Annotated in this window: 23 protein-coding genes; 4 read left to right on the top strand and 19 right to left on the bottom strand. The window is 71.4% G+C overall.

Annotated elements, in window-relative coordinates:
• Positions 1-4 precede the first annotated feature (4 nt).
• The 5 genes from ACN26Z_RS12570 to ACN26Z_RS12550 all read right to left on the bottom strand — a co-directional run bounded on the left by ACN26Z_RS12570 (position 5) and on the right by ACN26Z_RS12550 (position 4182).
• A complete protein-coding gene (locus ACN26Z_RS12570) occupies positions 5-628 on the bottom strand; it encodes an FMN reductase (protein WP_282239113.1) in 624 nt (207 codons plus the stop codon).
• A complete protein-coding gene (locus ACN26Z_RS12565) occupies positions 625-1764 on the bottom strand; it encodes an LLM class flavin-dependent oxidoreductase (RefSeq protein WP_282239114.1) in 1140 nt (379 codons plus the stop codon). The genes ACN26Z_RS12570 and ACN26Z_RS12565 overlap by 4 nt, the downstream gene beginning before the upstream one ends.
• 167 nt (positions 1765-1931) lie before the next feature.
• A complete protein-coding gene (locus tag ACN26Z_RS12560; protein WP_421461332.1) occupies positions 1932-2537 on the bottom strand; it encodes a DNA-3-methyladenine glycosylase in 606 nt (201 codons plus the stop codon).
• Positions 2538-2632: 95 nt separating this feature from the next.
• The gene (locus ACN26Z_RS12555) at positions 2633-3325 is read right to left on the bottom strand and encodes a response regulator (protein ID WP_421461331.1); all 693 of its coding nucleotides are present in this window, start codon (positions 3323-3325) and stop codon (positions 2633-2635) included.
• Entirely contained in the window at positions 3322-4182 is an 861-nt protein-coding gene (locus ACN26Z_RS12550; protein ID WP_282239117.1) for a sensor histidine kinase, read from the bottom strand. Before ACN26Z_RS12550 ends, ACN26Z_RS12555 begins: the two co-directional genes overlap by 4 nt.
• Positions 4183-4315: 133 nt before the next feature.
• Here ACN26Z_RS12550 and ACN26Z_RS12545 point away from each other — a divergent pair, with 133 nt between their 5' ends.
• The 3 genes from ACN26Z_RS12545 to ACN26Z_RS12535 are packed head-to-tail and all read left to right on the top strand — an operon-like array spanning position 4316 to position 6527.
• The gene (locus ACN26Z_RS12545) at positions 4316-5026 is read left to right on the top strand and encodes an ABC transporter ATP-binding protein (RefSeq protein ID WP_282239118.1); all 711 of its coding nucleotides are present in this window, start codon (positions 4316-4318) and stop codon (positions 5024-5026) included.
• Positions 5023-5808, top strand: coding sequence for a hypothetical protein (locus ACN26Z_RS12540; RefSeq protein WP_421461329.1), 786 nt, complete (start codon positions 5023-5025; stop codon positions 5806-5808). The genes ACN26Z_RS12545 and ACN26Z_RS12540 overlap by 4 nt, the downstream gene beginning before the upstream one ends.
• Positions 5805-6527 carry a hypothetical protein gene (locus ACN26Z_RS12535; RefSeq protein ID WP_421461327.1) on the top strand — a complete coding sequence of 241 codons (723 nt, stop codon included), beginning with the start codon at positions 5805-5807 and terminating at the stop codon, positions 6525-6527. Before ACN26Z_RS12540 ends, ACN26Z_RS12535 begins: the two co-directional genes overlap by 4 nt.
• A gap of 143 nt (positions 6528-6670) precedes the next feature.
• Here the strand turns inward: ACN26Z_RS12535 and argH are convergent, their stop codons facing one another.
• The 10 genes from argH to ACN26Z_RS12485 form a co-directional block, all read right to left on the bottom strand.
• A complete protein-coding gene (gene argH, locus ACN26Z_RS12530; protein WP_093404776.1) occupies positions 6671-8134 on the bottom strand; it encodes an argininosuccinate lyase in 1464 nt (487 codons plus the stop codon).
• Positions 8135-8192: 58 nt separating this feature from the next.
• Complete coding sequence (locus ACN26Z_RS12525; protein ID WP_421461324.1) at positions 8193-8708, bottom strand: arginine repressor; 516 nt, start codon at positions 8706-8708, stop codon at positions 8193-8195.
• Entirely contained in the window at positions 8705-9634 is a 930-nt protein-coding gene (gene argF, locus ACN26Z_RS12520) for an ornithine carbamoyltransferase (RefSeq protein ID WP_421461322.1), read from the bottom strand. The genes ACN26Z_RS12525 and argF overlap by 4 nt, the downstream gene beginning before the upstream one ends.
• Positions 9631-10956, bottom strand: coding sequence for an acetylornithine transaminase (locus tag ACN26Z_RS12515; protein ID WP_421461320.1), 1326 nt, complete (start codon positions 10954-10956; stop codon positions 9631-9633). Before ACN26Z_RS12515 ends, argF begins: the two co-directional genes overlap by 4 nt.
• Positions 10953-11840: an acetylglutamate kinase gene (gene argB, locus ACN26Z_RS12510; protein ID WP_421461318.1), complete on the bottom strand. Its 888-nt coding sequence runs from the start codon at positions 11838-11840 to the stop codon at positions 10953-10955. Before argB ends, ACN26Z_RS12515 begins: the two co-directional genes overlap by 4 nt.
• A 55-nt stretch (positions 11841-11895) precedes the next feature.
• Positions 11896-13062, bottom strand: a complete 1167-nt coding sequence (gene argJ, locus ACN26Z_RS12505; protein ID WP_421461316.1) for a bifunctional glutamate N-acetyltransferase/amino-acid acetyltransferase ArgJ — start codon at positions 13060-13062, stop codon at positions 11896-11898.
• Positions 13059-14060, bottom strand: a complete 1002-nt coding sequence (argC, locus tag ACN26Z_RS12500) for an N-acetyl-gamma-glutamyl-phosphate reductase (protein WP_421461315.1) — start codon at positions 14058-14060, stop codon at positions 13059-13061. Before argC ends, argJ begins: the two co-directional genes overlap by 4 nt.
• Positions 14061-14192: 132 nt before the next feature.
• Positions 14193-15002: a hypothetical protein gene (locus ACN26Z_RS12495; protein ID WP_421461313.1), complete on the bottom strand. Its 810-nt coding sequence runs from the start codon at positions 15000-15002 to the stop codon at positions 14193-14195.
• Positions 14999-17302, bottom strand: a complete 2304-nt coding sequence (locus tag ACN26Z_RS12490; protein WP_282239126.1) for a hypothetical protein — start codon at positions 17300-17302, stop codon at positions 14999-15001. Before ACN26Z_RS12490 ends, ACN26Z_RS12495 begins: the two co-directional genes overlap by 4 nt.
• The gene (locus tag ACN26Z_RS12485) at positions 17299-17667 is read right to left on the bottom strand and encodes a hypothetical protein (protein WP_421461310.1); all 369 of its coding nucleotides are present in this window, start codon (positions 17665-17667) and stop codon (positions 17299-17301) included. Before ACN26Z_RS12485 ends, ACN26Z_RS12490 begins: the two co-directional genes overlap by 4 nt.
• Before the next feature lie 609 nt (positions 17668-18276).
• Between ACN26Z_RS12485 and ACN26Z_RS12480 the strand changes: the two genes are divergently transcribed.
• On the top strand, positions 18277-19161 hold the full coding sequence (locus ACN26Z_RS12480) for a Crp/Fnr family transcriptional regulator (protein WP_282239128.1): 885 nt from the start codon (positions 18277-18279) through the stop codon (positions 19159-19161).
• A 47-nt stretch (positions 19162-19208) separates the two neighbouring features.
• Here the strand turns inward: ACN26Z_RS12480 and ACN26Z_RS12475 are convergent, their stop codons facing one another.
• From ACN26Z_RS12475 to pheT, 4 genes are all read right to left on the bottom strand, one after another.
• Positions 19209-20234, bottom strand: a complete 1026-nt coding sequence (locus tag ACN26Z_RS12475; RefSeq protein ID WP_421461308.1) for an NAD-dependent epimerase/dehydratase family protein — start codon at positions 20232-20234, stop codon at positions 19209-19211.
• An 8-nt stretch (positions 20235-20242) separates the two neighbouring features.
• On the bottom strand, positions 20243-21022 hold the full coding sequence (locus ACN26Z_RS12470) for a glycosyltransferase family 2 protein (protein ID WP_421461306.1): 780 nt from the start codon (positions 21020-21022) through the stop codon (positions 20243-20245).
• The gene (locus tag ACN26Z_RS12465) at positions 21022-22224 is read right to left on the bottom strand and encodes a nucleotide sugar dehydrogenase (RefSeq protein WP_093404266.1); all 1203 of its coding nucleotides are present in this window, start codon (positions 22222-22224) and stop codon (positions 21022-21024) included. The genes ACN26Z_RS12470 and ACN26Z_RS12465 overlap by 1 nt, the downstream gene beginning before the upstream one ends.
• A 249-nt stretch (positions 22225-22473) precedes the next feature.
• Complete coding sequence (pheT, locus tag ACN26Z_RS12460; protein ID WP_421461304.1) at positions 22474-25050, bottom strand: phenylalanine--tRNA ligase subunit beta; 2577 nt, start codon at positions 25048-25050, stop codon at positions 22474-22476.
• Positions 25051-25055 lie beyond the last annotated feature (5 nt).

The following is a 25055-nucleotide window of genomic DNA, read 5'->3' as shown; positions in this document are numbered from 1 at the left end:
GGGATCAGCCGTCGCGGCCGTTGAGCAGTTGGTCGAAGCTGGTGGTGAGGGCGAACGGGTCGACGGGTCCGCTGGACGGGGCGCTGCGCCGCACCAGCTCGGCCAGTTCTCGACCGGCGCGCTCGATCCGGGCGCGCAGCGCACCGTCGACGGTCCCGCCGGACCAGTCCTCCGGGGCGGCGAAGACAGCGGTCGGCGTCACCACCGCCCGCAGGTAGGTGAACATCGGACGGAGCGCGTGCTCCAGCGCCAGGGAGTGCCGGGCGGTGCCGCCGGTCGCGCCGACCAGCACCGCACGGCCGCCGAGCGCGTCGGCGTCGACCAGATCGAAGAACGACTTGAACAGACCGTTGTACGAGGCGTTGAAGATCGGACTGACGGCGATCAGCCCGTCGGCGCCGGTGACCTCGTCCAGTACCTGCCGCAGCGGCTCCGACGGAAAACCGGTGAGCAGATGGTTGACAATGTCGTGGGCGTGTTCGCGCAGTTCGACCGGGCGCAGCTCGACCTGCTCGCCGTGCCGGACCAACTCGTCGCGGGTGGCCGCGGCGAGTTGGTCGGCCAGCAGCCGGGTGGATGAGGGCTGGCTGAGACCGGCCGAGACCACGGCGAGGGTACGCACGGTCATCGGGCGCCCTCCGGTGCCCGGCCGGTGACGTCGTCGACGGCGTGGACGGTGCTGTCGCCGCCACCCCCGGCGGCGGCCAGCAGCGAGGCGTGGGTCGGCGCCAGCGGCACGTGCGCCGGCCGCAGCGACTCGAACTCCTTGCGCAGCACCGGCACGACCTCCTCGCCGAGCAGATCGAGCTGCTCCAGGACGGTCTTCAACGGCAGCCCGGCGTGGTCGACGAGGAACAGCTGCCGCTGGTAGTCACCCACGTAGTCGCGGAAGCTGAGCGTACGGTCGATGACCTGCTGCGGGCTGCCCACGGTCAGCGGGGTCTGCGCGGTGAACTCCTCCAGCGAGGGGCCGTGGCCGTACACCGGCGCGTTGTCGAAGTAGGGGCGGAACTCACGTACCGCGTCCTGGGAGTTGCGCCGCATGAACACCTGGCCGCCGAGACCCACGATCGCCTGGTCGGCCGAGCCGTGACCGTAGTGCTCGAAACGCTGCCGGTAGAGGCCGACCATCCGCCGGGTGTGCTCGGCCGGCCAGAAGATGTGGTTGGCGAAGAACCCGTCGCCGTAGTAGGCGGCCTGCTCGGCGATTTCGGGACTGCGGATGGAGCCGTGCCACACGAACGGGGGTACGCCGTCGAGCGGGCGCGGCGTCGAGGTGAACGACTGCAACGGGGTGCGGAACTTGCCCTTCCAGTCGACCACGTCCTCGCGCCACAGCCGGCGCAGCAGGTCGTAGTTCTCGATGGCGAGGGGGATGCCGTTGCGGATGTCCTGGCCGAACCAGGGGTAGACCGGCCCGGTGTTGCCCCGGCCCATCATCAGGTCGACCCGGCCGTCGGCGAGGTGTTGCAGCATCGCGTAGTCCTCGGCGATCTTCACCGGGTCGTTGGTGGTGATCAGCGTGGTCGCGGTGGACAGCAGCAGCCGCTCGGTGCGGGCGGCGATCCAGCCCAGCATGGTGGTGGGCGACGAGGGCACGAACGGCGGGTTGTGGTGCTCGCCGGTGGCGAAGACGTCGAGGCCGACCTCCTCGGCCTTCAGCGCGATGGCCACCATCGCCTTGATCCGTTCGGCCTCGGTGGGCTCCCGGCCGTTTGTCGGGTCGACCGTGACGTCGCCGACGGTGAAGACTCCGAACTGCATGACCGCTCCCTCGTGTCGTCCGACCGGGCGATGGTGCCCGACGCCCCCGACAACATATTTGACGAGTCAACTATTCCGCGAGTCCCGCACCCACCAGTGTCCCCCGTCACGTCCTCCCCATCCCCGGCCGCGACCGGCGACGCCATCGACGAAACCGGACAACGGGGTCAGGTTCGGCGTCGTGGCACGTGCCGGCGGTACGGGCTGACGGTCGGGTCACCGGTGATCCAGAAGCGCCAGGGCACGTCGTGCGCGGCAGCCACGCCGACCCGCGGGCCGGCGGAGACGGCCGACGGCGCGACCGGGCGGGTCGGCGGAGACAGCAGCAGCGGTCCGGTCCCGTCGAGCATGCAGGTGCCGTTCGCCGCCGCATCGACGCCAAGCGCGACCACCAACCGTGCGGGTCCGCGCGCGAGATCCCGGTCGGCCACCTCGCCACGCCGCTTGCGGGCCAGGTCCATACCGTCGACCACCTCGCCGGCACGCAGCAGGACCGCCGCCGCCTCCCCCGCGTCCCCGCAGACGACGTTGAGGCACCAGTGCATCCCGAAGACGAAGTAGGTGTAGGCGTAGCCCGCCGGACCGAACATCACAGTCGTCCGGGGCGTCGGTCCGCGATGCGCGTGCGAGGCGGGATCCACCCCGGTGCCGGCGTACGCCTCGACCTCGGTCAGCCTGATCCGGACCCCGTTGGCCGACACCTCCCAGCCCAGCAGGTGCCGCGCCGTCTGCGCGACGTCGGCGGCCGGGGCACTCGACCAGGGATGCTGCACGCCTCCAGATAACCCGGCCCGGGTCCGACCGGCAAGCCGCGCCCCATGCTGATCGAGGGCCACGGCCGCAGCATCCGGCAGGCAGTACGCGAAGATCACGCAGAGGATCGACGTGCGACGAGATCGTTCTCGTAGGCTGCGATGACGAGCTGGGCTCGATCACGGGCGTCGAGCTTGGTGAGCAGGTTGCCGACGTGAGTCTTGACCGTCTTGATCGAGATGGTGAGTGTCCGGGCGATCTCGTCGTTGGACAGGCCGCGGGCCACGAGAGACAGCACCTCGGTCTCGCGGCCGGTGAGCCTGTCGATCTTACGAACCTCGGGCGGGCCGGGCCGGTCGAGGTAGTGCGCGACGAAGCGGGTGAGAATGCTTGGCGCGAAAAGGGACTCGCCCGCGTGGGTCCGTCGGATGGCGTCGACGAGTTGGTCCGGGTGTGCGTCCTTGAGCAGGAAGCCGTGCGCCCCGGCGCGCAGCGCGGCAGCCACGTACTCGTCGAGCGCGAACATGCTGAGCACGAGGACCCTGGTACCGCTTAGTTCGGTGGCGGCGGTGATGCGTCCGGTCGCTTCGATGCCGTCGCCGTCGGGCATCCGGATGTCCATCAGGACGACGTCGGGGCGGCGTTCGCGGGTGAGCGACACGGCCTCGTGTCCGGTGGCAGCCTGACCGACGACGCTGAGGCCCGGGGTGCCGTCGATGAGCAGGGCGAGGCTGTGCCGCAGGAGCGGCTGGTCGTCCGCGACGAGCACCCCGATGCTTGTGGACGGGCCCGCTGATTCCGTTGTCATCCGGACCGCCGAGCCGGGAGGCGCGCCGTGAGCTGGAAGCCCGGCCCGGACGGGCCGGCGCGCAGGGCACCATCGAGCATGCTCACCCGCTCGCGCAGACCGTCCAGGCCGTGGCCGGCCCCGGGGCGGGGTCGCCAGCCGGGGCGGGGACCGGTGTCCCGTACCTCCACCACGATCGCGTCGCCGTCGCGATCCACGGTGACGTGCACGCAGGTCGGCCCGGCGTGCCGGGCCGTGTTGCTCAGGCCCTCGCGGACGATCGCGCACACGGTGAGCTGCACGCCCGGCGGCACCTCGCCGACCTTCCGCACCTCGACAGTGGCGGCGATCCCGGCGGCGGTCGTGGAGCGCACGATCTCCGGTAGGGCGTCGAGTGTGTCGGGCGGCCGCAGGGGAGCGGGCTCGGCGCCAGGTGCGCGGAGCACGTCGAGCATCCGCCGCAGCTCGGCCGTGGTCTCCCGACCGACCTGTTCGATGTCGGCCAGGGCGTTCGCCCGTTCGGCCGCACCGGTCGGCCCGGTCACTCGGGCGGCCGTGGCGGCACGCACCGTGACCAGGCCCAGGCCATGCGAGACGAGATCGTGAAGCTCACGGGCGATGCGCAACCGTTCCGCCGCCGCGGCCCGCTCAGCCGCCCAGGCGGTCAGCCGGTCCTCGTACACCCGCCGTTCCTGACGGGCGCCGATCACCGCCCAGAGCAACGCTGCGACGGCGGTCGTGGTGATCACCGTCAGCAGGAGCGTCCCGGCCGGCCCCACGGTGCCCGCCGTCATCAGGCAGAGGAGCAGAGCCACCGGCACCGATACGGCGACGGCGGACAGCCAGGGGCGCCGTGTCGGTCGCCCGTCAGGTGCCATCTCGCGAGTCTAGGAACCCGGACCGTGGCCTGACATCGGACCTGGGTCGGAGCGACCTGAGGTGGGCGGGCTGGCGGAAGTCCCGGCTCTGGTCCGATGACGCGGACCGGCACTCTGAGCTGACATGGTGCTCATGCTGTCAGTCGAGCGTCTGGTCAAGCGGCGCGGCTCCCGCGAGATCCTCACCGATGTCACCTTCCGGGCCGCACCGGGCCGGGTGACAGGTCTGCTGGGGCCGAACGGTGCGGGCAAGTCATCCACCCTGCGCATCCTGCTGGGCCTGGACCGGGCAGATGCCGGCACGGCCCTGGTCGACGGCCAACCGTACCGGCGCCTGCGCCAGCCGTTACGCACCGTCGGGTCGATGCTGGAGGGCTCCGGCGCACACCGCTCCCGAACCGCGCGCAATCACCTCACCTGGATGGCGCGCAGCAACGGCATCCCGATCCGACGGGTGGCCGAGGTGCTCGATCAGGTCGGGCTCGGTGCCGCCGGAGGAACCAGGGTCGGCCGGTTCTCGCTCGGCATGTGCCAGCGGCTCGGGCTGGCCGCGGCGCTGCTCGGCGAACCACGTGCACTCGTGCTCGACGAGCCGGTGAACGGGCTCGATCCGGAGGGCATTCGCTGGATCCGCGTTCTGCTGCGCGGGCACGCGGACGCCGGTGGCACCGTGCTGCTCTCCAGCCACCTGATGAGGGAGGTGGACGAGATCGCCGACGACCTGGTCGTCATCGCCCACGGCCAGGTTGTCGCCGCCGGTCCGATCCGCGAGGTCACGGCCGGCTATCCGACACTGGAGGATGCCTTCTTCGCCCTCACCGGGCCGACGGCAGGTGGGCGATGACCTTCTTCGACGCGGTCGCCGCCGAGATTCGGAAGACGGCGACGCTGCCGGCGACCATGGTCGCGCTGGCTGTCACGGTGCTCGGTCCGGTCGCGATCACTCTGATCAACGCCATCGGCGTCCGCGCCGCGCTGCGCAGCGGACGGTCCGAGCTGACGGCCTACACCTCGCCTGTCGATGCGGTCTTCTCCGCGGTGCCGATCGGCACGGTCGGCGCGGTGGTCCTCGGCGTCGTCGCCGTTGGCGGCGAGTACACCGCGAACAGCGCCAGGATCGGCGGCGGTCGGCAGATCACCACGACCCTCACCGCCATCCCCAACCGCCTCGGCGTGCTGGCCGCCAAGGCCGTCACCGTCGCCCTGCTGGTCGCGGTCGCGGCTCTGGTGGTGATTCCCGCCTCGTTGGCGCTGGCCAGCGGGATAGTCGGCGCCGACGCTCCGCCGGCCCCGGAAGGGGTGCTGTCCCGCGCTGTCGGTGCCGGGATCTACTGGCTGCTCACGGCGCTGATCGCCCTCGCGGTCACGGTCTTCACCCGCAACGGGATCGTCCCGATCATCGTGCTCGTGGTGAACAGCAGCCTCGTCTCGGTCTCCGTACTGCTGTCGCACCTCACCCCGCTCGCGAGGTTCCTGCCCGATCTCGCGGGCATGAGCATGTTCGCCGGCGACCTGCTGGCGTTCGACGACGCGCTCGCCCCGGTCACCGGCGGCCTGGTCATGGCCACCTGGACGGCCGGGCTACTCGCGCTGGCCGGTGCGGTCTTCCTGCGGCGGGACGCGTGATCCGCGCCTGCGCCCGCGCCACCGTCGCGGAGTTGACCAAGCTGTTCGGCCTGCCTGCGGCGCTGGCCGCGGTCTTCGGCACGATCGGCGCAGCCGTCGCCATCAGCGGGGCGTTGGCCGCCTCGCCGGTCGGGGCGAACGAGCCGGTCGCAGTCGTCCTCCAAGCGGTGCCGTACCTCCAGGCCGGCACCATCTCGCTCGGCGTCCTCGCGGTCGGAACCGAGTACGCCGATGGGCAGATCCACACCACCCTGCTGTGCGTGCCGGACCGCCTGGCCGTGCCGGCCGCCAAGACCATCGCCTACCTGGCCTGGGCTGCCGGAACCGCCGTCGCGGCGCTCGCCGTCGGGCTGCTCACGGCCCGAATCGCGCTGGCCACGCGGGACGTCCCGGTGGTCACCGACGGTTTCCCGTGGACAGTCGTCGGCGCGGCGGTCCATCTCGCGCTCATCGGGTTGCTCGGGCTGGCTTTTGCCGCGCTCCTGCGGGCCGTCGTATCCGCTCTCGTCGTCACGCTCAGCCTGGTTCTGGTCGTCTCGCCGGTGCTGGACGCCGTCACCCCGCACGCTCGTTACCTGCCGGACCAGGCGGGTGGCCTGCTCTACCTTCCCGACCCGGCACGGGTCCTGACGCCCGCCACCGGCCTGCTCGTTCTGCTCGGTTGGGTCGTCGTCATCGGGAGTGCGGCGGTGACTTCCTTCCGACGCCGGGACGCCTGAGGCCGATCACCCTCTCCACCCCTACCTCCCCCGCCCCGCCCCCGGGCGCGTCGAGGCAGCAGTTTCGGGGAAACCGTCGCCTCCGGGCACGCTGAGGCGACAGTTTCCCCGAAACTGCACGAGCAACCGCGAAGGGGTGCGGGTCAGCGCGGGACCACTGACTCGGCGGTCCAGTTGCGCCAGGTGGTCAGTTGGTCGGCGGCGGTGGCTAGTTGGTCGGCCACCGGGCCGGGACCCGTGGAGCCGGGGGTGATCCGGGCGGCGAGGGCGGACCGGACCGAGAGCACGTCGCGGACGCTCGGGTCGAGGTGCTCGCTGACGGTGGCCAGGTCGGCGTCGGAGACCTCGTCAAGAGCGCAGTCCCGGGCCGCGCAGAGCGCCACCAGCTTGCCGGTGATCTCGTGCGCGTCGCGGAACGGCACGCCCTTGCGGACCAGCCAGTCGGCCACCTCGGTGGCGAGGGAGAAGCCCACCGGCGCGGCGGCGACCAGGCGGTCGACGCGTACCGTCATGGTGGAGATCATCCCGGCGAGCGCCGGCAGCAGCAGTTCCAGGGTGTCGACCGCGTCGAAGGCCGGCTCCTTGTCCTCCTGCATGTCCCGGTCGTACGTCATCGGCAGGCCCTTGAGCATGGTCAGCACGGCGACCAGCCCGCCGACGAGCCGCCCGGACTTGCCCCGGGCCAGCTCGGCGATGTCCGCGTTCTTCTTCTGCGGCATGATCGACGAGCCGGTGGCGAAGGCGTCGTCCAGCTCCACCCAGCCGAACTCCTGCGACGTCCAGAGCACCACCTCCTCACCGAGCCGGGACAGGTGCACCCCGATCATCGCGGTGACGAAGAGGAACTCGGCGACGAAGTCCCGGTCGGCGACCGCGTCCATCGAGTTGGCGAAGGACGTCCGGAAACCCAACTCCTTCGAGACCGCCCCCGGGTCCAGCGGCAGCCCCGAACCGGCCAGCGCCCCCGCGCCGAGCGGGCTGACCGCGGTCCGGTGGTCCCAGTCGCGCAGCCGTTCCAGGTCCCGCAGCAGCGGCTGCACGTGGGCGAGCAGCCAGTGGCCGAAGGTGACCGGCTGGGCGTGTTGCAGGTGGGTCATGCCGGGTGCGGCGGTGTCGACGTGCCGTCCGGCCTGCTCGACGAGCGCCTCGGCCAACTCCACCAGCCGCGCGGCCACGCCCCGCGCGTGGTCACGTAGGTAGAGCCGCAGGTCGGTGGCGACCTGGTCGTTGCGGGACCGGCCGGCACGCAGCTTGCCACCGAGGCTGCCGAGTCGTTCCAGCAGCCCGCGCTCCAGGGCGGTGTGCACGTCCTCGTCGTCGACGGTGGGACGGAACGTGCCCGAGGCGCAGGCGGCCTCCAGGTCGTCGAGGGCGGCGAGGATGCGGCCCAGTTCCTCCGGGTCGAGCAGGCCGGCGCCGGCCAGCACCCGGGCGTGCGCCCGGGAACCCGCGATGTCGTACGGGGCCAGCCGCCAGTCGAACTGCACGCTCACCGACAGGCGGGCCAGGGCTTCGGACGGGCCACCGGCGAAGCGCCCTCCCCACAGGCTCGTCCGGTTGGCCGCTGCGCTGTTCTCGGTCAGGCTCTTGTCATCCACCCGGTCAATTGTGGTCCCCACGATCAGCCGCCTTCCCACCGGGCACCCACGTCCGACACGACCTCGCTCACTGCGTACCGCTCCCTTCGCCGCTCTCGTCCCGGCGGGCCCAGCCGGCGAGCCGTTCACCGAGCGCGGCGCCACCGTCAGCGGCGCGCGCCACGACGAAAATGGTGTCGTCGCCGGCGATGGTGCCGACGACCTCCGACAGACCTGCCCGATCCAACGCGCTGGCCAGGTAGTGGGCGGCTCCCGGCGGGGTACGCAGGACCGCGATGTTGCCGCTGGAGTCGACCTCGTTGAGCAGTTCGCGCAGCAGCCGCACCAGACGGGCCGGCGCCGCCTCGGCGTCGCGCAGCGGGCGATGGCCGTCCTCGGGGATCACGTAGACGGCTCGGCCGTCACCGCCCCGGGCGGTGACCGCGCCGAGTTCCTTCAGATCCCGGGAGAGGGTGGCCTGGGTGACCTGCACGCCCTCGTCGCCGAGCAACTCGGCCAGCTCGGTCTGCGACCGGATCTGCTTGTCGCGGATCAGCTCGACGATGCGGGCGTGCCGAGCGCCCCGGGTCAGTGGTGCCGTCATGTCGGCTCTCCTTGGAGCAGGAAGGTCAGCAGCGCCTTCTGGGCGTGCAGCCGATTCTCCGCCTGGTCGAAGACGGCGCTGCGCGGGCCGTCGAGCACCTCGTCGGTGATCTCCTCGCCGCGATGCGCCGGCAGGCAGTGCAGCACGACGGCCTCCGGCGCGGCATGCCCGAGCAACGCCTTGTTGACCTGGTACGGCAGGAACGGGGTGCTGCGGTCCAACCCGTCACCCTCCTGGCCCATCGAGGTCCAGGTGTCGGTGGCCACCACGTCGGCGTCCCGCACGGCGGCGACCGGGTCGGTGAGCACCCGGACCGAACCGCCGGTGCCGGCGGCGATCGCCTCGGCGCGGGCCACCACGTCCGCGTCCGGCTGGAAGCCGGCCGGGCCGGCGACCCGCACGTGCATCCCGGCGGTCGCGCCGGCCAGCAGGTACGAGTGGGACATGTTGTTCGCCGCGTCCCCGACGTAGGCCAGCGTCCGCCCCGCGGTGCCGCCACACCACTCACGGATGGTGAGCAGGTCCGCGAGCAACTGGCAGGGGTGGAACCCGTCGGTCAGCGCGTTGACCACCGGCACGGTGGCACCGACGGCCACCTCCGCGATCCGGTCGTCGCCGTGGGTACGCAACACGATCGCGGCCACGTAGCGGGACAGCACCCGACCGGCGTCGGCGAGCGACTCACCCCGACCGAAGTGGGTGACCTGGGTGTCCACCACCATGGGGTGACCACCGAGTTCGGCGATGCCGGCGTCGAAGGAGACCCGGGTACGCAGGCTCTGCTTGTCGAAGAGCACCGCCACCGAGCGGGGCCCGGCCAACGGCGCGAACGCGAAGCGGTCGGCCTTCATCCGGCCGGCCAGGTCGAGCACCGCGGACTGCTCGGCCGGAGACAGGTCGTCGTCGCGCAGGAAGTGCCGGATCATGCGGAAGCCTCCGTCGGCGTCACCGGGTCGGTCGAGATCTCGGTGCGAGAGCGCCCCTGGGAAGGCGTCTCCGTGACCGGATCCGCAGCGACCGCCGGGGCGGCGGTCGGGATCACGCTACGGGACGGCGCATCCTGGGCACCACGATCTGGCGCGCTCGTGGCGGCGCTCAGGGCGGCCGGCAGCGCCGCCAGGAAGGCGTCGGCCTGAGTGACGGTGAGGATCAACGGCGGGGCCAGGCGGATCACGTCGGGCTGGATCGGGTTGACCAGGAAGCCGGCCTCGCGCAGCGCGCCGGCGAGGGCGACGGACGCCGGTGCGGTCAGGGTGACGCCGAGCAGCAAGCCCGCACCGCGTACCCCGCCGACCAGCGGATGGCTGAGAGCCTCGATCCCCCGACGCAGCCGCTCACCGATCCGCTTGACGTGGTCGAGCAGCCCCTCACTGGCGATGGTGGAGATCACCGCCAGGGCGGCGGCACAACTGACCGGGTTGCCGCCGAAGGTGCTGCCGTGCGAACCAGGGACGAGCAGGTCGGCCGCCGGGCCGAAGGCCAGGGTCGCGCCGATGGGCAGCCCGCCACCGAGCCCCTTGGCCAGGGTCACCACGTCCGGTTCGACGCCGTCGGCCTGGTGGGCGAACCAGTGTCCGGTCCGGCCGATGCCCGTCTGCACCTCGTCGAGCACCAGCAGGGCACCGTGCCGGGCAGTGATCCGCCGGGCCTCGGCGAGGTAACCGGCAGGCGGGACCACCACTCCGTTCTCACCCTGGATCGGCTCCAGGATCACCATGGCCGTGGCGTCGGTCACCGCCGCGGCCAAGGCGGCGACATCACCGTACGGGACATGGGTGACCTCGCCCGGCAGCGGACGGAACGGGTCCGCCTTGGCCGGTTGACCGGTCAAGGCGAGAGCGCCCATGGTGCGGCCGTGAAAGCCGCCGACGGTGGCCACCACGTGAGAACGGCCGGTGCACCGGGACAGCTTGAACGCCGCCTCGTTGGCCTCGGCTCCCGAGTTCGCGAAGAACACCCGCCCCGGCCGACCGGCCAACGCCAGCAGCAACTCGGCCAGCGCCACCGGCGGCTCGGAAATGTACAGATTGGAGACGTGGCCGAGCGTCGCGACCTGCTTCGACACGGCCGCCACCACCGCCGGGTGGGCGTGACCGAGCGCATTGACCGCGATGCCGCCGAGCAGGTCGACGTACTCCCGGCCGGCCTCGTCGACCACGACGGCGCCCGAGCCCGACACCAGCGCCATCGGCGGCGTGCCGTAGTTGTCCATCATCGCCTGCCGCCACCGGCTGACCAGAGCACTCATGAGGGAATCACCATCGTTCCGAACCCTTCCGAGGTGAACACTTCCAGCAGGGTGGAATGGGCGACCCGACCGTCCACGACGTGCGCGGCCGGCACTCCCCCGTTGACGGCCCGCAGGCACGCCTCCATCTTCGGCACCATGCCCGACTCCAGCGACGGCAGCAGCTTCGCCAGCGCATCGGTGCTGATCTCGCTGACCAGGCTGGACTTGTCGGGCCAGTCGGCGTACAGGCCGGGCACGTCGGTGAGCACCACCAGCTTGCGCGCCCGCAGGGCTACCGCGAGCGCGGCAGCGGCGGTGTCGGCGTTCAGGTTGTGCAACACCCCGTCCGCGTCCGGCGCCACCGTGGAGATCACCGGAATCCGGCCGGCGGCGATCAGGTCGTCCACCGCCGAGACGTCCACCGACTCCACGTCGCCGACCTGGCCGACGTCGACCGGCTGCCCGTCGACGTACGCGGGCCGCCGCACCGCCGTGAACAGCCCGGCGTCCTCGCCGGAGAGACCGACCGCGAACGGCCCGTACGCGTTGATCAAACCGACAAGTTCCCGGCCCACCTGGCCGACCAGCACCATCCGGACCACGTCCATCGCCTCCGGGGTGGTCACCCGCAGGCCACCCCGGAACTCGCTGTCGATGCCCAGCCGGCCGAGCATCGCCGAGATCTGCGGGCCGCCGCCGTGCACCACCACCGGTTTCAGCCCGACGTACCGCAGGAACACCATGTCGGCGGCGAAGGCCCGCTGCAACTCCGGGTCGACCATGGCGTTGCCGCCGTACTTGATCACGACCGTGGACCCGGAGAAGCGGGCCAGCCACGGCAGCGCCTCGATCAGCGTGGCCGCCTTCGCCTGGGCACGGCTCAGATCAGAGCTCAGGGTCACCGGACCGACCTTCCGTTCACGACTGCGGGACTCCGCTGCGCTGCATTCCTCGCGCTCACGTTGAGTAGGCCGAGTTCTCGTGCACGTAGGCGTGCGACAGGTCGTTGGTCCACACCGTCGCCTCGGTGGTACCGGCGTGCAGGTCGATCCGGATGGTGACGTCCCGGCCGGAGAGGTCGACCTTCGAGCGGTCCTCGGCCGCCGCGCCGCCCCGGCAGACCCAGATGCCGTTGACCGCCACGTCCACGGCGTCCGGCTCGAAGACGGCGGTGGTCGTACCGACGGCGGCGAGGATCCGACCCCAGTTCGGGTCGTTGCCGAACAGCGCGGTCTTCACCAGGTTGTTGCGGGCCACCGCCCGGCCCACCTCGACCGCGTCGTCCTCGTCGGCGCTGCCGACGACCTCGATGGCGACCTGCTTGGTGGCGCCCTCGGCGTCGGCGAGCAACTGCTGAGCCAGGTCGTGACAGGCGGCGGTGACCGCCGAGGCCAGCTCCGTCTCGCTCGGCGCGACGCCCGAGGCACCGCTGGCCAGCAGCAGCACCGTGTCGTTCGTCGACATGCAGCCGTCGGAGTCGACCCGGTCGAAGGTGACCCGGGTGGCTGCCCGCAGCGCGGCGTCGAGCGCCTCCGGCCCGGCCACCGCGTCGGTGGTGAGGACGCAGAGCATGGTGGCCATCGCCGGGGCCAGCATGCCGGCGCCCTTGGCCATGCCGCCGACGGTCCAGCCGGCGCCGGAGACGACTGTGGTCTTCGGCCGGGTGTCCGTCGTCATGATCGCTTCAGCGGCGGCACCACCGTTGTCACCCAGGCTCCCGGCAGCAGCGGCAACCCCGGGCAGGAGCCGGTCCATGGGCAGCCGTTCGCCGATCAGGCCGGTGGAGCAGACCGCCACCTCGCCCGCGCCGATCTGATGCACGTCGGCCGAGGCCAACGCGGCAGCGGTGTGCTCGGCGGTGGCGTGGGTGTCCTGGAAGCCGGCCGGGCCGGTGCAGGCGTTCGCGCCGCCGGAGTTGAGCACCACCGCCCGCACGATGCCACCCCGGACGACCTGCTGGGTCCAGAGCACCGGCGCGGCCTTGACCCGGTTGGCGGTGAAAACACCGGCCACACCAGCGTCGGGTCCGTCGTTGACCACCAGCGCCACATCCGGCTCGCCGCTGGTCTTCAGGCCGGCGGCCACCCCGGCCGCCCGGAAACCCCGGGGTGTGGTCACGGTCACGGCGCGGTCCCCCAGACGGACAGGCCCGTGGTCTCGGGCAGGCCGAACATCAGATTGGCGTTCTGCACCGCCTGGCCTGCGGCACCCTTGCCGAGGTTGTCCAGCGCGGCGACCACGATCAGCCGACCGGAGTCGACATCGACGGTGGCCTGCAGATGACAGGAGTTGCCGCCCAGCGTGGCGGCGGTGTGCGGCCACCGCCCCTCGGGCAGCAGATGCACGAACGGTTCGTCCGCGTACGCCTGCGCCAGCACCGCGCGCGGGTCGGTCCCGCCGGTCGGCAGCACGGTGACCGTGGCCAGGATGCCGCGCGGCATCGGTGCCAGCACCGGCGTGAACGACAGCCCGGTCACCCCGGTGGCCTGCTTGATCTCGGGTACGTGCTGGTGCGCGCCCACCTTGTAGGGCGACAGGTCGCCCATCACCTCGCTGGCGAGCAGGTGTGCCTTAGCGGCCCGGCCCGCGCCCGAGGTGCCGGACGCGGCGACGACCACCACGTCGTCGGGTCGGGCGGCACCGGCGGCGATCAGCGGGGCCAGCGCGAGGGTGATCGTCGCCGCGTAGCAGCCGGTGCTGGCCACCCGTTCCGCGGCGGCGATCCGCTCCCGCTGACCCGGCAACTCGGGCAGGCCGTAGGTCCACGCACCGGCGTGCGGGCCGCCGTAGTAACGGGCCCAGGCGTCGGCGTCCACGAGCCGGTGGTCGGCACCGAGATCGACGATCCGTACCCCGGCGGGCAGTTGCGCCGCGAGAGCGGCGGACTCGCCGTGCGGGAGGGCGAGGAAGACGAGATCGGCCTCGGCCAGCACCTCCGGCGCGGTCGCACCGAGGGTCACGTCCAGCCCGGTCAGCTGCGGGTGAACCGCGTCGAGCCGTTGCCCGGCCTGACTGTGCGCGGTCGCGGCGACCAGGTCGAACTCGGGATGTCCGGCGAGCAGGCGGAGCAGTTCACCACCGGCGTACCCACTCGCCCCCGCGACCGCAGACCGAATCCCCATACCTACCTCCGCATGACTATGCAGCGAGGATAGCCTCGAAAGGAAGTTACTGCAAGGTCATACAGTCGTGCGCATGGTGATGTAAGGCAGGGTGCGGTGGCCCTCCGGTGCCGAAGGAGGGCCACCGCACGATCAATTGGTCCGCCCCGACAGGCCGTGCTGACGCTCGTACGTCCGCAGCGCGGCGTCCCACGCCTGCGTGTACTCGGACGGCCCAAGGCCGAGATCACCGTGGCCCTTCACCGCCTCCCGCAGCAGACTCACCAGATCCGGGACGGTGTCACGGCGCTCCACCACGTACCGCTGGAAGACCTCGGCGAACTGCTCTCCCGCCAGCCGCGCCGCATGCCCGGTGACCGGGTCGTCCTCCAGGCTCTGCAACACCGCGGCCCACCGGCGGGTCAGGTCGTCGGCCTGCCAGGCACGGATCTTCTGTAGTTCGTGGTGGCACTCGAGCTCGATCCGCTCTTCCCAGTACGGGCGCAGCCGCTCCCGCACCCGCTCGTCGGGGCTGACCCGTAGATGAACTCCGAACTGCGGCAGGCTCGCGTCCTGCGGCCAACGTTGGTGCATCAGGAGGTTGTTCAGCGCCCGCTCCAGGTCGTGAGCGCGGTGCGGTTCGTGCTCGCGGGCGAGGTCCACCGCCCGTTCCCGGACGATTCCACCCGCCCACGGCAACAATCGCTCGGCGCGCAGGCGCAGTTCCTCGAACCCCATGTTCGACGCGGTCCAGAGGTAGACGACGTGCAGGCGGAAGTCGAAAGCGTCACCCTTGGCCGGCACCAGGAGGGGTTGCGGTACGTCCTGCCGAAAGCTCACCCGAACGGGTACCGGCGGCAGCGGAGCAGGGGACGGCGGAAAGATGGAGTGCCACCATCGGCGATCGGCCTGCCTCGGCACCGAGTGGTGGACGTGCGGGTTCCCGGCGGGTTGATTGCTCATCGGTTGTCCTCATCGATAAGTTGTCCGACATCGGCAAGCAGGGCGTTCCGGGGCATCACCGGGCGCCACACGTGCCGTAGCTGGTGGTGGAGTCGCCGACGCAACGGAATCCGTCCCGCCACCACGAGTCGCAGCAGCGCCAGCACGTGCCCAGCGACCTCGGGTTGGCCGTCCGCCCGGTTGAGCCAGGAGCCGAGGGTCCGCCAGGACCGGTACGCCGTTTCCGGCAGGCTCAGCGCTGTCGCCCAGAGCGTCGCCAGGTCATCGTCGGTGATGAACCCCGTACGGGCGAGGTCCAGCAGTTCCGGCCAGTGTTCCCGCGGCGGTCGGGCCCACCGTTCGGCCAGCACCCGCAGCGTTCGGGCGGCGTGCAGTTGTACCTCGCGGTCGGGCGACCGGGTCCACTCGACCAGATCGGGCACCAGGGCGGTGGCGTGCCCGCTCTGATACACCTCGACCAGGCCCCGAACCACGGAGTTGTTCCAGCGTTGCATGCGCGCCGACGCGACCAGGCGAAGCTGCACCAGCGCCGCGTCAGGCCAGAGACGGGCCAGCCCGAGTTCGTGGGCTCGGGCCACGGTGTCCCGCAGATGGCCGGCCGGCCCGGCTGCCCAGCGATCCAGCTCGGCCCTGACCCGCTGTCTCAGATGCGGTTGCATCGCCATCGCCACCAGCACGATCGCGGCCGCCTGCCGAACTCCGGCCCGCCGCTCCCGGGCCAGATCCCGTACCGTGTCCAGGGCCGCCTGCACGTCCCTGCTCGCCGTCCAACCGACCGCACCGGCCGCCGCCTGGCGTACGGCCGGCTGTTCGGCCCGGACCAGATCCGCGAGCCAGCCGAGTAACACCCGAGGTGGGTACCAGTCCGTCCAGGCCACGTCGAGCACGGCGGAGCGCAGTTGCTCGCTGCCTGCGGCGAACTGGAGATGGGCAGCGCCCACGGCCCACCCGTCGGCCGGTACCACCACCGCCGCCCGCAGCGTCTGGCCGAGCAGCTGATCGACGGTGGTTCCGCGCAGGCGCAGCGGAACCGTCGCCGGTGGCATCGGCGCGTCGGCCGGCACGAGCCGATCGGCGTACCCGAGCCCGTCAGCGGCCACGAGCCGGTCGGCGGCGAGACGGATCTCCGAGGCGGAGAGGCCGACCAGGACCGCGCAGGAGAGCCGGAACGCCCGTACCTGGTCGCGGGACCAACCCACCGAGGCACCGGCACCGTCCTCCGCGTCGAGAATGCGCGCGGCGCGCTCGCGCAGCTGCCGGGGCAACAATTCGGCCAGACGGGCGGTCAACGCCGCGGCGCGTGGTGCCGTGCGGGCGATCGCCTGCACCACCGCAACGACCTCGCGTGGTCGAGGTTCCCCGCCGAGGTAGGTCGCCAGCAAGGGATGCCGGACGCACTCCTCGTCGACATACCGTTCGACGCATCCGCCGGCACAGCCGTCCGCGCAGAAGCCGACGCACGGCACCGTCAACTCACGCCGCAGCCGAGTGCGAAACACCTCCTCCGCAGGCGGCGGTCGATGCTCGACGACATGGCCGCTGAGATCCTGGATCCGCCGCGAGAAGTCACCGACGAGAAGCAGGGTCACCCCGTGGGTCTCGGCGCGCGCCGCCAAGGCGACGAGGGTGTACCCGTCCACCGAGCACACCGTCTCGTCGCTGAGCCGTAGCACGTAGCCGCATCCGCTACGGGGACCGGAGTTCGTGCCGAGCAGGTCGGCGAGTTGCTCGACGCCAAGAACCCCTACCCGGCCGAAGCCGTGCCGGCGGGCCGAGGCGACAAGCGCGGAGGTGAAGCGGCCGCTGCCGGTCGGACCGGACAGGCACACCAGGTGGCGTTGCTTCAACTGCCGGTCGAGTTGCTGATCGCTCGCGGCGGGGGCGTACGCGAAGGCGACCTCCCGTACGGTCGACTCGCTCAGTGTCTCCGCCCAGACGCGACCACCCCCGGCGGTTGCGGCGGCGGTGACGTTGACCGTGCCGATGGCGAGCGCGCCATGGCCGGTCGCGTTCTGTCCCTGTACCTGCATGTCGCCAACATCGATGCGCCCGCTGTCGCCGAGCAGACCGGCGAGTCGGCGCAGCACGTCGGCGGAGTCCAGCGGCTCCTCGGTCTCGTCGGTGTCCTCGACATCCTCCGGCTCCCGCTCCGTGGATGGCGGGTCCGCAGCGGTCGCGCCGCTGTCCGGCGCGAGTCCGGGGCGGCTCTCCTGCGGCTGGTCGCCCGGTGGCTCCAGCCCGGCATCGGCCGGCACGGCTTCGGAAGCGGACCTCGCCGACTCCGGACGGTGGTCGCTCACCGGTCCGTACCTCCACCGAGATTCGCGTCACGACCGATCGACCCGATCGCCGTGGCACCCGGGCCGATGGCGTTCTGCCCCTCGACGGTGATGTCGCCGGTTCGGATCCCGCCCGGGGCGGGGATGTCGCCATCCCGCTTCGCGCGTGAACGGCGAGCAGAGACATCCGACGTGTCCCCGGCCGGCGGGTTGGACTCCGGGGACCCGTCCACCCAGGACGACAGATCCTCGTCGACGACGCAGAGCCACGCCGGTTCCTGAAATCCCTTGCTCGCGTGGACCACGTCGATCCGACGGAACCGGTCCGGGCGGAGCTCCTCGGGATACTCGGTGACAACGTCACGGTAGATGTCTGCGGACACCACGAGCGCGATCCCGGCCTCGGGAAGGCGGCCAGTGCCCGACGGACCGGCTCCGCGTCGCACAACCTGCTGACCAGCACTACCGCTTGCCCGGGAAATCCGTTGGCACCGTCGAGGTGCACCATGCCCTGGTGCACCGCGACCCTGAGCCGGATGCGGGCTGCCGGCAACCGGCTGGCGTTGTACCGCCGTAGCAGCCGATTCAGCTCCGGCACGAACCGGCCGATCACCCTCGCTTCGGGTATGTCGTGCGGCAGGATCGCCAGTTCCCCGTCGCCCGACTGCTGTGTCGTCCAGCCCACCCGGTCCATGCCCACGTCGCCGGCTGCCTCCCGCAGCAGGCGGTGAAAGTCGTGCTGGGCCTCGTACTGCTGAAGGTTGGTACGCCGGCTGTAGCGCTCCATGTCCACGCAGACCAGCAGGCGCCGCTCTGGATGTCGCATGTGGTCGGTCCTCCTCACCATGGCCCGTCAGAGCCGGGCACCAGGTGACATCCAAGACGCGTCGAAGCTCGGAGATCCCGTAGAAAGACGGCATCGCCGCGTTTGTCGACCACCCGTCATCCCCTCCTGTGCGGGTGTCTCGACGGTTCCGTACGGATGGACTTGGCCCATGTGGACCCTGCCGATCGACCTGCTCCTGGGATCGGGGCTGGCGGCGTGGCCGACGCTCGGGTTGCTGGTCGCCTACCTGCTCGCGGCGGCGCTGTTCCGTCAGGCGTCGCGCACCGCGAAAGACCGGTTACGCTTCGATCGCTTTCGTTGGTGGAGAAAAGTGGGAGCGTTGATGCGGCGAGAAACGCCTCAGACCGCACAGTGGCCCTACGGCACATTCCTGCAGCGGCTGGGCCCCCCAGTCCGCACGGCGTTGTTGGAACTCGGCGTTCGCCGTCAGGTGCCGGCCGGTCAGATCCTGATTCACGAGGGACGCCAGGAATCACACCTGGTTTTGATCGAGCAGGGGCTGACCAAGGTCACCGCCGCGCTGCCGGACGGCCGAACCGCGCTGCTGTCGCTCCGGGTCGGGGGTGACCTCGTCGGTGAGATGTCCGCGCTTAACGAACAGCCAAGGTCGGCGACGGTCACCGCGTGCGGACCGGCCCGCTACAGCGTGATCCCGTGTGACCGCTTCCGAGCCTTCCTACGCGGGAACCCCGACGCGGCGCTCGAACTCGCGGCCATGGTCTCGGACCGGCTGCGCTGGTCGAACCGGCGACGGATCGACTTCACCTCGTACCCGGTCAAGATCAGGGTGGCACGGGTCGTGGCGGAACTGTCCCGCACCCACGGTCGGCGGGCGCCCGACGGTGTCGTCATCGATGTCCGGCTCACCCAACCGGAACTCGCCACGATCTGCGGCGCCTCCGAGACCTCGATCCAGAAGAGCCTGCGTGATCTGCGGACCGAGGGCCTTGTCGACACTGACTACCGTCGGATGACCGTCCTCGACCTGCCGCGACTGCGGGCGGTGGGGCAACTGGACGCCGAGGAGCGGTAGCCAGGTCCCGTTCCGGCCCCCGGCGACAGGCCCTGACAGCTCCCGGGTCAGAGGCGGTCCTCGGCGACCGCGTGGGTCACCCAGGGGATGACCTCGTCGAGCATCTCGTCCAGGGTCGTGGTTGCGGTGAAGCCGAGCACCTCGCGAGCCTTCGTGGTGTCCGGTACGCGTTTTTGTACGTCGTACTGGAAGGGGTCGTCGCTGACGTGCCGGAAGGGCACGTCCGGCCCCTTGATCTTGCGCCAGATCAGCTCGGCCAACTCCAGGACGGTGGTCGACTCGGCGGTGGAGAGGTTGAAGTCCTCGTTGCGCGCCGCCGGGTGCTCGATGGCGAGCGCGATCCCCCGGGCCAGATCGCCGCCGTAGGTGTAGTGCCGCACCTGGTCGCCCTCGCCGAGGATGTGCAGCGGGTCCTGCCCCTTGACGATCTTCTGGACCAGGTCCGGTACCACGTGCGACATGGCCAGCTTCACGTTGCCGGAGAGCACCTCGGCCTGGCCCAGCGCCCGCCCCTCCCCCACGCCGACGCAGTTGAACGGCCGCACGATCGTGTAGGGCAGCTGGTACTGGTCCCAGGCTGCCCGGGCGTAGTACTCCACGGCCAGCTTCTGGAAGCCGTACGAGGACAGCGGCGGCGGGATCCGTCGCTCGTCGCCCTCCCGGCTGGGCCAGTGCTCGGTGGACTCGAACACCATCGAGGAGGAGAGGTAGGTGACCTTCGACAGGCGACCGGCGCGGTGCGCCTGCAACGCCGCGTCGCAGGTCGCCGCCATGATCCGCTCGTTGGTGGCGAGCAGGTCGTAGGCGTACGCGTGGAAGTAGGAGATCCCGCCGATCATGGCGGCGCCGGCGACCAGGTGGTCGCAGCCGTCGAGCAGCCTGGTCAGCAGATCGGTGTCGCGGGCGTCCCCCTCGACGAACCGGAACCTCGGGTGCCCCTCGTGGCTCTGGGCGACCGGACCGTACTTCGAGAAGTTGTCGACACCCACCACCTCGTGGCCACGGTCGAGCAGCTCCGCGACGAGGTAGCCGCCGATGAATCCGGCCGAACCAGTTACCAGGACCTTCGCCACGTACGCTCCTATGCCGTCTTCTCGTACTCGGTGCCACGCGGGGTCGGCACGGCCGCCGTCCGCACCCGGGCGGCCAACTTCTCCCGGCTCAACCGCCGACCGTAGGCGAACAGGTACCAGCGCAGGTAGCCGGGGAGGAAGCGGCCGAGGTCGAAGTGGGACTCGCCGAGCGGACGGTCCAACCAGATGGTCGGGATCTCGGCGACCGGCAGGCGCAGCCGGGTGGCCTTCGCGGTGAGTTCCAGCCCGATCTCGAAGCCGGTCCGCGACTCGATGCCGACCTCGCGGACGAACGCCGTGTCGTACGCCTTGAAGCTGTTGGTGGCGTCCCGGGTGCCCGCCCGGGCGAAGGTGTAGAGGCTGCGGCCGGCCCAGCGGGACATCAGTCGCTTCAGCCTCGGCCCGCCGACCTGCTGACCACCCGGCATGTACCGGGAGGCCGCGGCGACCACCACGCCCCGGTCCACCAACCGGGCCAGCTCGTCGATCTGGCGGGGATCGTCGCACCCGTCGGCCATCGTCACCACCGCGACCGGCGCCAGGGCCGCGTCGATGCCGTACCGGATCGCGTTGGCCGGGCCCCGGCCGTAGGTGTTGAGCACCGCCCGGACCCTCGGGTCGGTACGCGCGATCCGCTCGACGTACGCAACGGTGGTGTCCTCGGGCATGTCGTGCACGATCAGCACCTCGGCGGGCAGCATCAGTTCGCGCAGCATCCGCTCCAGGCAGCGGATGATCGCCTCGCCCTCGTTGTAGACCGGCACGATCACCGAGACCCGGGGATTCATCACACCCGCACCCCCTGCCCGGTGAGACCCCACATGTCAATCACCGGTTTGTCGGTGTCCAGGCGGGCGTACTGCTCGTGCGGTGCGGCGATGACCAGCAGGTCGGCCCGGCGCAACACCTCGTCGAGATCGACGAAACGCTCGTCCGCCACGTACGGGTCGGTGCAGAGCGTCTCACGGGTCTTCAACGCCAGGATCTTGCGTAGCTTGTACGCCAGGCTCTCCCGGGGATCGTCGCTGCCGCCCTTGAAGGCCATGCCGAGGATGCCCACCGTCGAGGTGGCCAGGTCGAACCGGTCCTCCAGGCGGGACACCAGATACAGCGGCAGCCCTTCGTTGATCAGCATCGCGGAGTGGCCCAGGACGAAGTTGTTCCGGTTGAACGCGGCCAGTTGCATGGTGTCCTTGAACAGGCACGGTCCGGCGGCGAAACCGGGCATCGGCAGATCGGCGGCGCGCGGGTAGTCGTACGCCACCGCATGCCGGATCCGGGCGAAGTCCAGCCCGAAGTCGTTGGCCATCATCCAGAACTGGTTCGCGGTGGCGAACTTGATGTACCGCCAGGTGTTGGTGAACAGCTTCGCCAGCTCGGCCTCCTCGGGTTCGAGCGGGACGATCTGGTCGGTCAGGTGCCGGAACAGCTTCTCCGCCCGGGTCAGCGCCTCCGGGGTTCGTGCGGCGACGATCTGCGGCAGGGTGAACAACTCGGTCATCGCCCGGCCCTCGGCGATCCGCTCCGGGCAGAACGCCACGTCCGCGCGCAGCCCCTTGCCGGCCAGCAGCTTCTCGGTCAGCGCGGTGACCCCGGGGTAGACGGTGCTGCGCAGCACGATCAGCTGGCCGTCGCGCAGATGCTCGGCGCAGCGTTCGAGCGCGCGGGGCACGGCACCGAGATCCGGGTTGAGGTGCTCGTCGACCGGCGTGCCGACCACCACAACCAGATGCTCCGACGCCCCGACGGCGGCGGGGTCGGTGGTTGCGCGCAGCCGCCCGGCGGCCACCGCCTCGGCCAGCGGACCGGCCGCGCCGGGCTCGGCGAAGGGCAGGGTGGCCGCGTTGACGCCCGCGACGGCCTCGGCGTTGATGTCGTACAGCACGACGGACAGCCCGCGGGCGGCGAAGGCGATGCCCAGTGGCAGGCCCACCCGGCCACAACCACCGACGATGCAGACGTCGACCGAGGCGGGCGGATCATCGGACATGAGGGGGCTCCCGTGGGGGTGGCGGGGGTGATGCGGATGACGGCACTCGGAATCCAAGCAGGCTAACCGCTCAGAGGTAACTCGCGGGTAACCAAACAGCCATCGGTGTTGACCTTTCGGTCGATCCCACACCGAGCGCCTTGCCGCCGTCACCGATCGCACACGCCGTCGGTGCCCGCACCCACCACCGGGGTCGGGAATGGGCCCCTTCTTTGCCCGAGGCGTAGCGAAGGGGCCCTTCCCGACCTGTCAGGCGCCGCGGAGGCTGGCGCCGCAGCGTTCGGCGGCGCGGGCGACGGCGGCGTCACGGGCGGCCACCGCCTCCTCGACCGTCAGGGTGCGGTCCGGTGCCCGGAAGGTGAGCTTGTAGGCCAGCGACTTGCGGCCGGCGCCGAGCTGCTCCGAGGCGTACACGTCGAACAGGCTGACCGACTCCAGCAACTCGCCGGCCCCCTCGACGAGCGCCTGGCGCACCTGCGCCGCCGGCACCGACTCGGCCACCACCAGCGCCACGTCGATGAGCGCCGGCGGGAACGTCGACACCGTCGGCGCGCCTACCGGCGGGGCGGACGGCAGGGCGTCCAGGTCCAGCTCCATGGCGCAGGTCCGCCTCGGCAGTTCCAGCGTCGCGACGACCTGCGGGTGCAGCTCACCGGCGTGACCGACCACCGTGCCGTCGACCAGCAGTTCCGCGCAGCGGCCCGGATGCCACGGGGCGTACTCGGCCGACCGCACCTCGACCTGCCGGTCGGGTACCCCGGCGGCGGCCAGCACCGCGCGGCCGGCCTCGACCGCGTCCGCCCAGCCTGCCGCCCGGCCGCCGCCCCACCAGCCGGCCGGCTCGATGTCACCGGTCAGCACGACGGCGACGTGCCGGGGTTGGCGCGGAACCACCGCGTCGGCGGCGGCGAACTCCGCGTCGGTGGGACGCCGATCCACGCCCATCGCCGGCGGGCTGCCGGCGTCCGGCCGGGGGTGGAAGACCGTGCCGATCTCGTAGAGGGACAGGTCCCGCAGACCACGGCCGAGGTTGCGCCGGACGATGCCGAGCAGCGGGCCGAGCAGCGTGGTGCGCAGCAGCGGCTCCTCCTCCGACAGCGGGTTGGCCAGCCGCACCGCCCGGCGGCGCGGGTCGTCGGCAGGCAGGCCGAGCTGGTCGGCCAGGTCCGTGGCGACGAACGGGTGCGCCAGGACCTCGACGTAGCCACGCTCGGCCAGGGAGCGGGACACCGCCCGGTGGCGTCGCTGCTGCCCGGTCAGACCCCGGCCGGGCGGCGCGGTCGGCAGCACCGACGGCACCTTGTCGTACCCGTCGAGGCGGACCACCTCCTCGACCAGGTCCGCCGGGTCGGTCAGGTCGGGCCGCCAGGACGGCGGGGTGACGCTCAGCGTCTCGCCGCCACCGGCGGCCACCGCCACCTCACCCGGGTCCTCGGCCAGCCGGTCGGCGCCGCGCGACACGGTGCAGCCGACCTGCTCCAGCAGGGCGGCCACCCGGGCCGGCGGGTAGTCCACCCCGACCCGCCGGGTGGGCAGGTCGGCCGGCAGGGTGACCGGGGTACGCGGCCGGACATGGTTGATGTCCAGCACCTCGTCGCTGGCGGTGCCGCCCGCGTACGACGTGAGCAGCCCGACCGCCCGGTCCAGGGCGACCAGCGGCAGCGCCGGATCCACCCCCCGCTCCCAGCGCTTCGCCGCCTCGCTGAACAGCTTGTGCCGACGGGCGGTGCGGCCCACCATCGCCGAGTCCCAGTGCGCGGCCTCGAAGAGCACGTTGACGGTGGCCGGCAGCACCTCGCTGGTCTCGCCGCCCATCACGGCGGCGAGCGAGATCGGCATGCCGTCGCCCTCGGCGGCGAGCGGGTTCGGCAGCCCGGCGTCGCAGATGACCATGTCCTCGGGGGCGAGGGCGCGGGTCACCCCGTCGAGCGTGGTCAGTTTCTCCCCCGGTACCGCCCGGCGCACCACCAGCGGGCCGGCGATCCGGTCCGCGTCGAAGGCGTGCATCGGCTGGCCGAGTTCAAGCATCACGTAGTTGGTGATGTCGACCGGCAACGAGATGCTGCGGATGCCGGCGATGGTCAGCCGCTGCCGCATCCAGTCCGGGGTCTGCGCCGCCGGGTCGACGTCGCGCACCATCCGGGCCGCGAACCGGTCGCAGCCGACCGGGTCGCGCACCTCGACCGGGTACGCCGGCTCGGCCGTGCCGGGCGTCGCGGGCATCCGGCCCCGGTCGGTGTAGTCGAGACCGAGAGCGTGCGCCAGTTCGCGGGCGAGCCCGCGCAGTGACATCTGGTAGCCCCGGTCCGGGGTGATCTCCACCTCGACGATGATGTCGTTGAGGCCGATCACCGGCCGTGCGTCGTCGCCGGGCTCGGCGACCACGTGCTCGGGCAGCACCAGGATGCCGTCGTGGTCGTCGCCCAGGCCCAGTTCCCGGGCCGAGCAGATCATCCCGTTGGAGTTGCGCCCGTACGTCCGGCGGGCGCCGACGGCGAAGTCACCCGGCAGCACCCCGCCGGGCAGAATGACCACGACCCGGTCGCCCGGAGCGAAGTTGCGGGCACCGCAGACGATCTCCTGCGGCTCGCCGGTGCCGTTGGCAGTGCCCACGTTCACCAGGCAGAACCGGATCGGCTTCTTGAAGCCGGTCAGCTCCTCGACCTCCAGGACCTCGCCGACCACCAGTTGCCCGGTGACCGTGCCGGAGAGGTCCACGATGGACTCGACCTCGATGCCGAGGTCGACCAGGGCCCGTTCCAGCTCGTCAACGGGCAGGTCGGGAACGTCGACGTACTCCCGCAGCCAACTGAGAGAAACTCGCATGATGT

This window comes from Verrucosispora sp. WMMD703 (assembly GCF_049178935.1).
Classification (GTDB): Bacteria; Actinomycetota; Actinomycetes; order Mycobacteriales; family Micromonosporaceae; genus Micromonospora; species Micromonospora sediminimaris.
The sequence above is the reverse complement of the archived record's forward strand: the minus strand, read 5'-3'. Positions and strand labels throughout refer to the sequence as shown.

Coding starts and splice junctions, on each gene's coding strand:
- ACN26Z_RS12570 (WP_282239113.1), bottom strand. CDS start 628: ATGACCGTGCGTACCCTCGCCGTGGTCTCGGCCGGTCTCAGCCAGCCC.
- ACN26Z_RS12565 (WP_282239114.1), bottom strand. CDS start 1,764: ATGCAGTTCGGAGTCTTCACCGTCGGCGACGTCACGGTCGACCCGACA.
- ACN26Z_RS12555 (WP_421461331.1), bottom strand. CDS start 3,325: ATGACAACGGAATCAGCGGGCCCGTCCACAAGCATCGGGGTGCTCGTC.
- ACN26Z_RS12550 (WP_282239117.1), bottom strand. CDS start 4,182: ATGGCACCTGACGGGCGACCGACACGGCGCCCCTGGCTGTCCGCCGTC.
- ACN26Z_RS12545 (WP_282239118.1), top strand. CDS start 4,316: ATGCTGTCAGTCGAGCGTCTGGTCAAGCGGCGCGGCTCCCGCGAGATC.
- ACN26Z_RS12540 (WP_421461329.1), top strand. CDS start 5,023: ATGACCTTCTTCGACGCGGTCGCCGCCGAGATTCGGAAGACGGCGACG.
- ACN26Z_RS12525 (WP_421461324.1), bottom strand. CDS start 8,708: ATGACGGCACCACTGACCCGGGGCGCTCGGCACGCCCGCATCGTCGAG.
- argF (WP_421461322.1), bottom strand. CDS start 9,634: ATGATCCGGCACTTCCTGCGCGACGACGACCTGTCTCCGGCCGAGCAG.
- ACN26Z_RS12515 (WP_421461320.1), bottom strand. CDS start 10,956: ATGAGTGCTCTGGTCAGCCGGTGGCGGCAGGCGATGATGGACAACTAC.
- argC (WP_421461315.1), bottom strand. CDS start 14,060: ATGGGGATTCGGTCTGCGGTCGCGGGGGCGAGTGGGTACGCCGGTGGT.
- ACN26Z_RS12495 (WP_421461313.1), bottom strand. CDS start 15,002: ATGAGCAATCAACCCGCCGGGAACCCGCACGTCCACCACTCGGTGCCG.
- ACN26Z_RS12480 (WP_282239128.1), top strand. CDS start 18,277: ATGTGGACCCTGCCGATCGACCTGCTCCTGGGATCGGGGCTGGCGGCG.
- ACN26Z_RS12470 (WP_421461306.1), bottom strand. CDS start 21,022: ATGAATCCCCGGGTCTCGGTGATCGTGCCGGTCTACAACGAGGGCGAG.
- ACN26Z_RS12465 (WP_093404266.1), bottom strand. CDS start 22,224: ATGTCCGATGATCCGCCCGCCTCGGTCGACGTCTGCATCGTCGGTGGT.
- pheT (WP_421461304.1), bottom strand. CDS start 25,050: ATGCGAGTTTCTCTCAGTTGGCTGCGGGAGTACGTCGACGTTCCCGAC.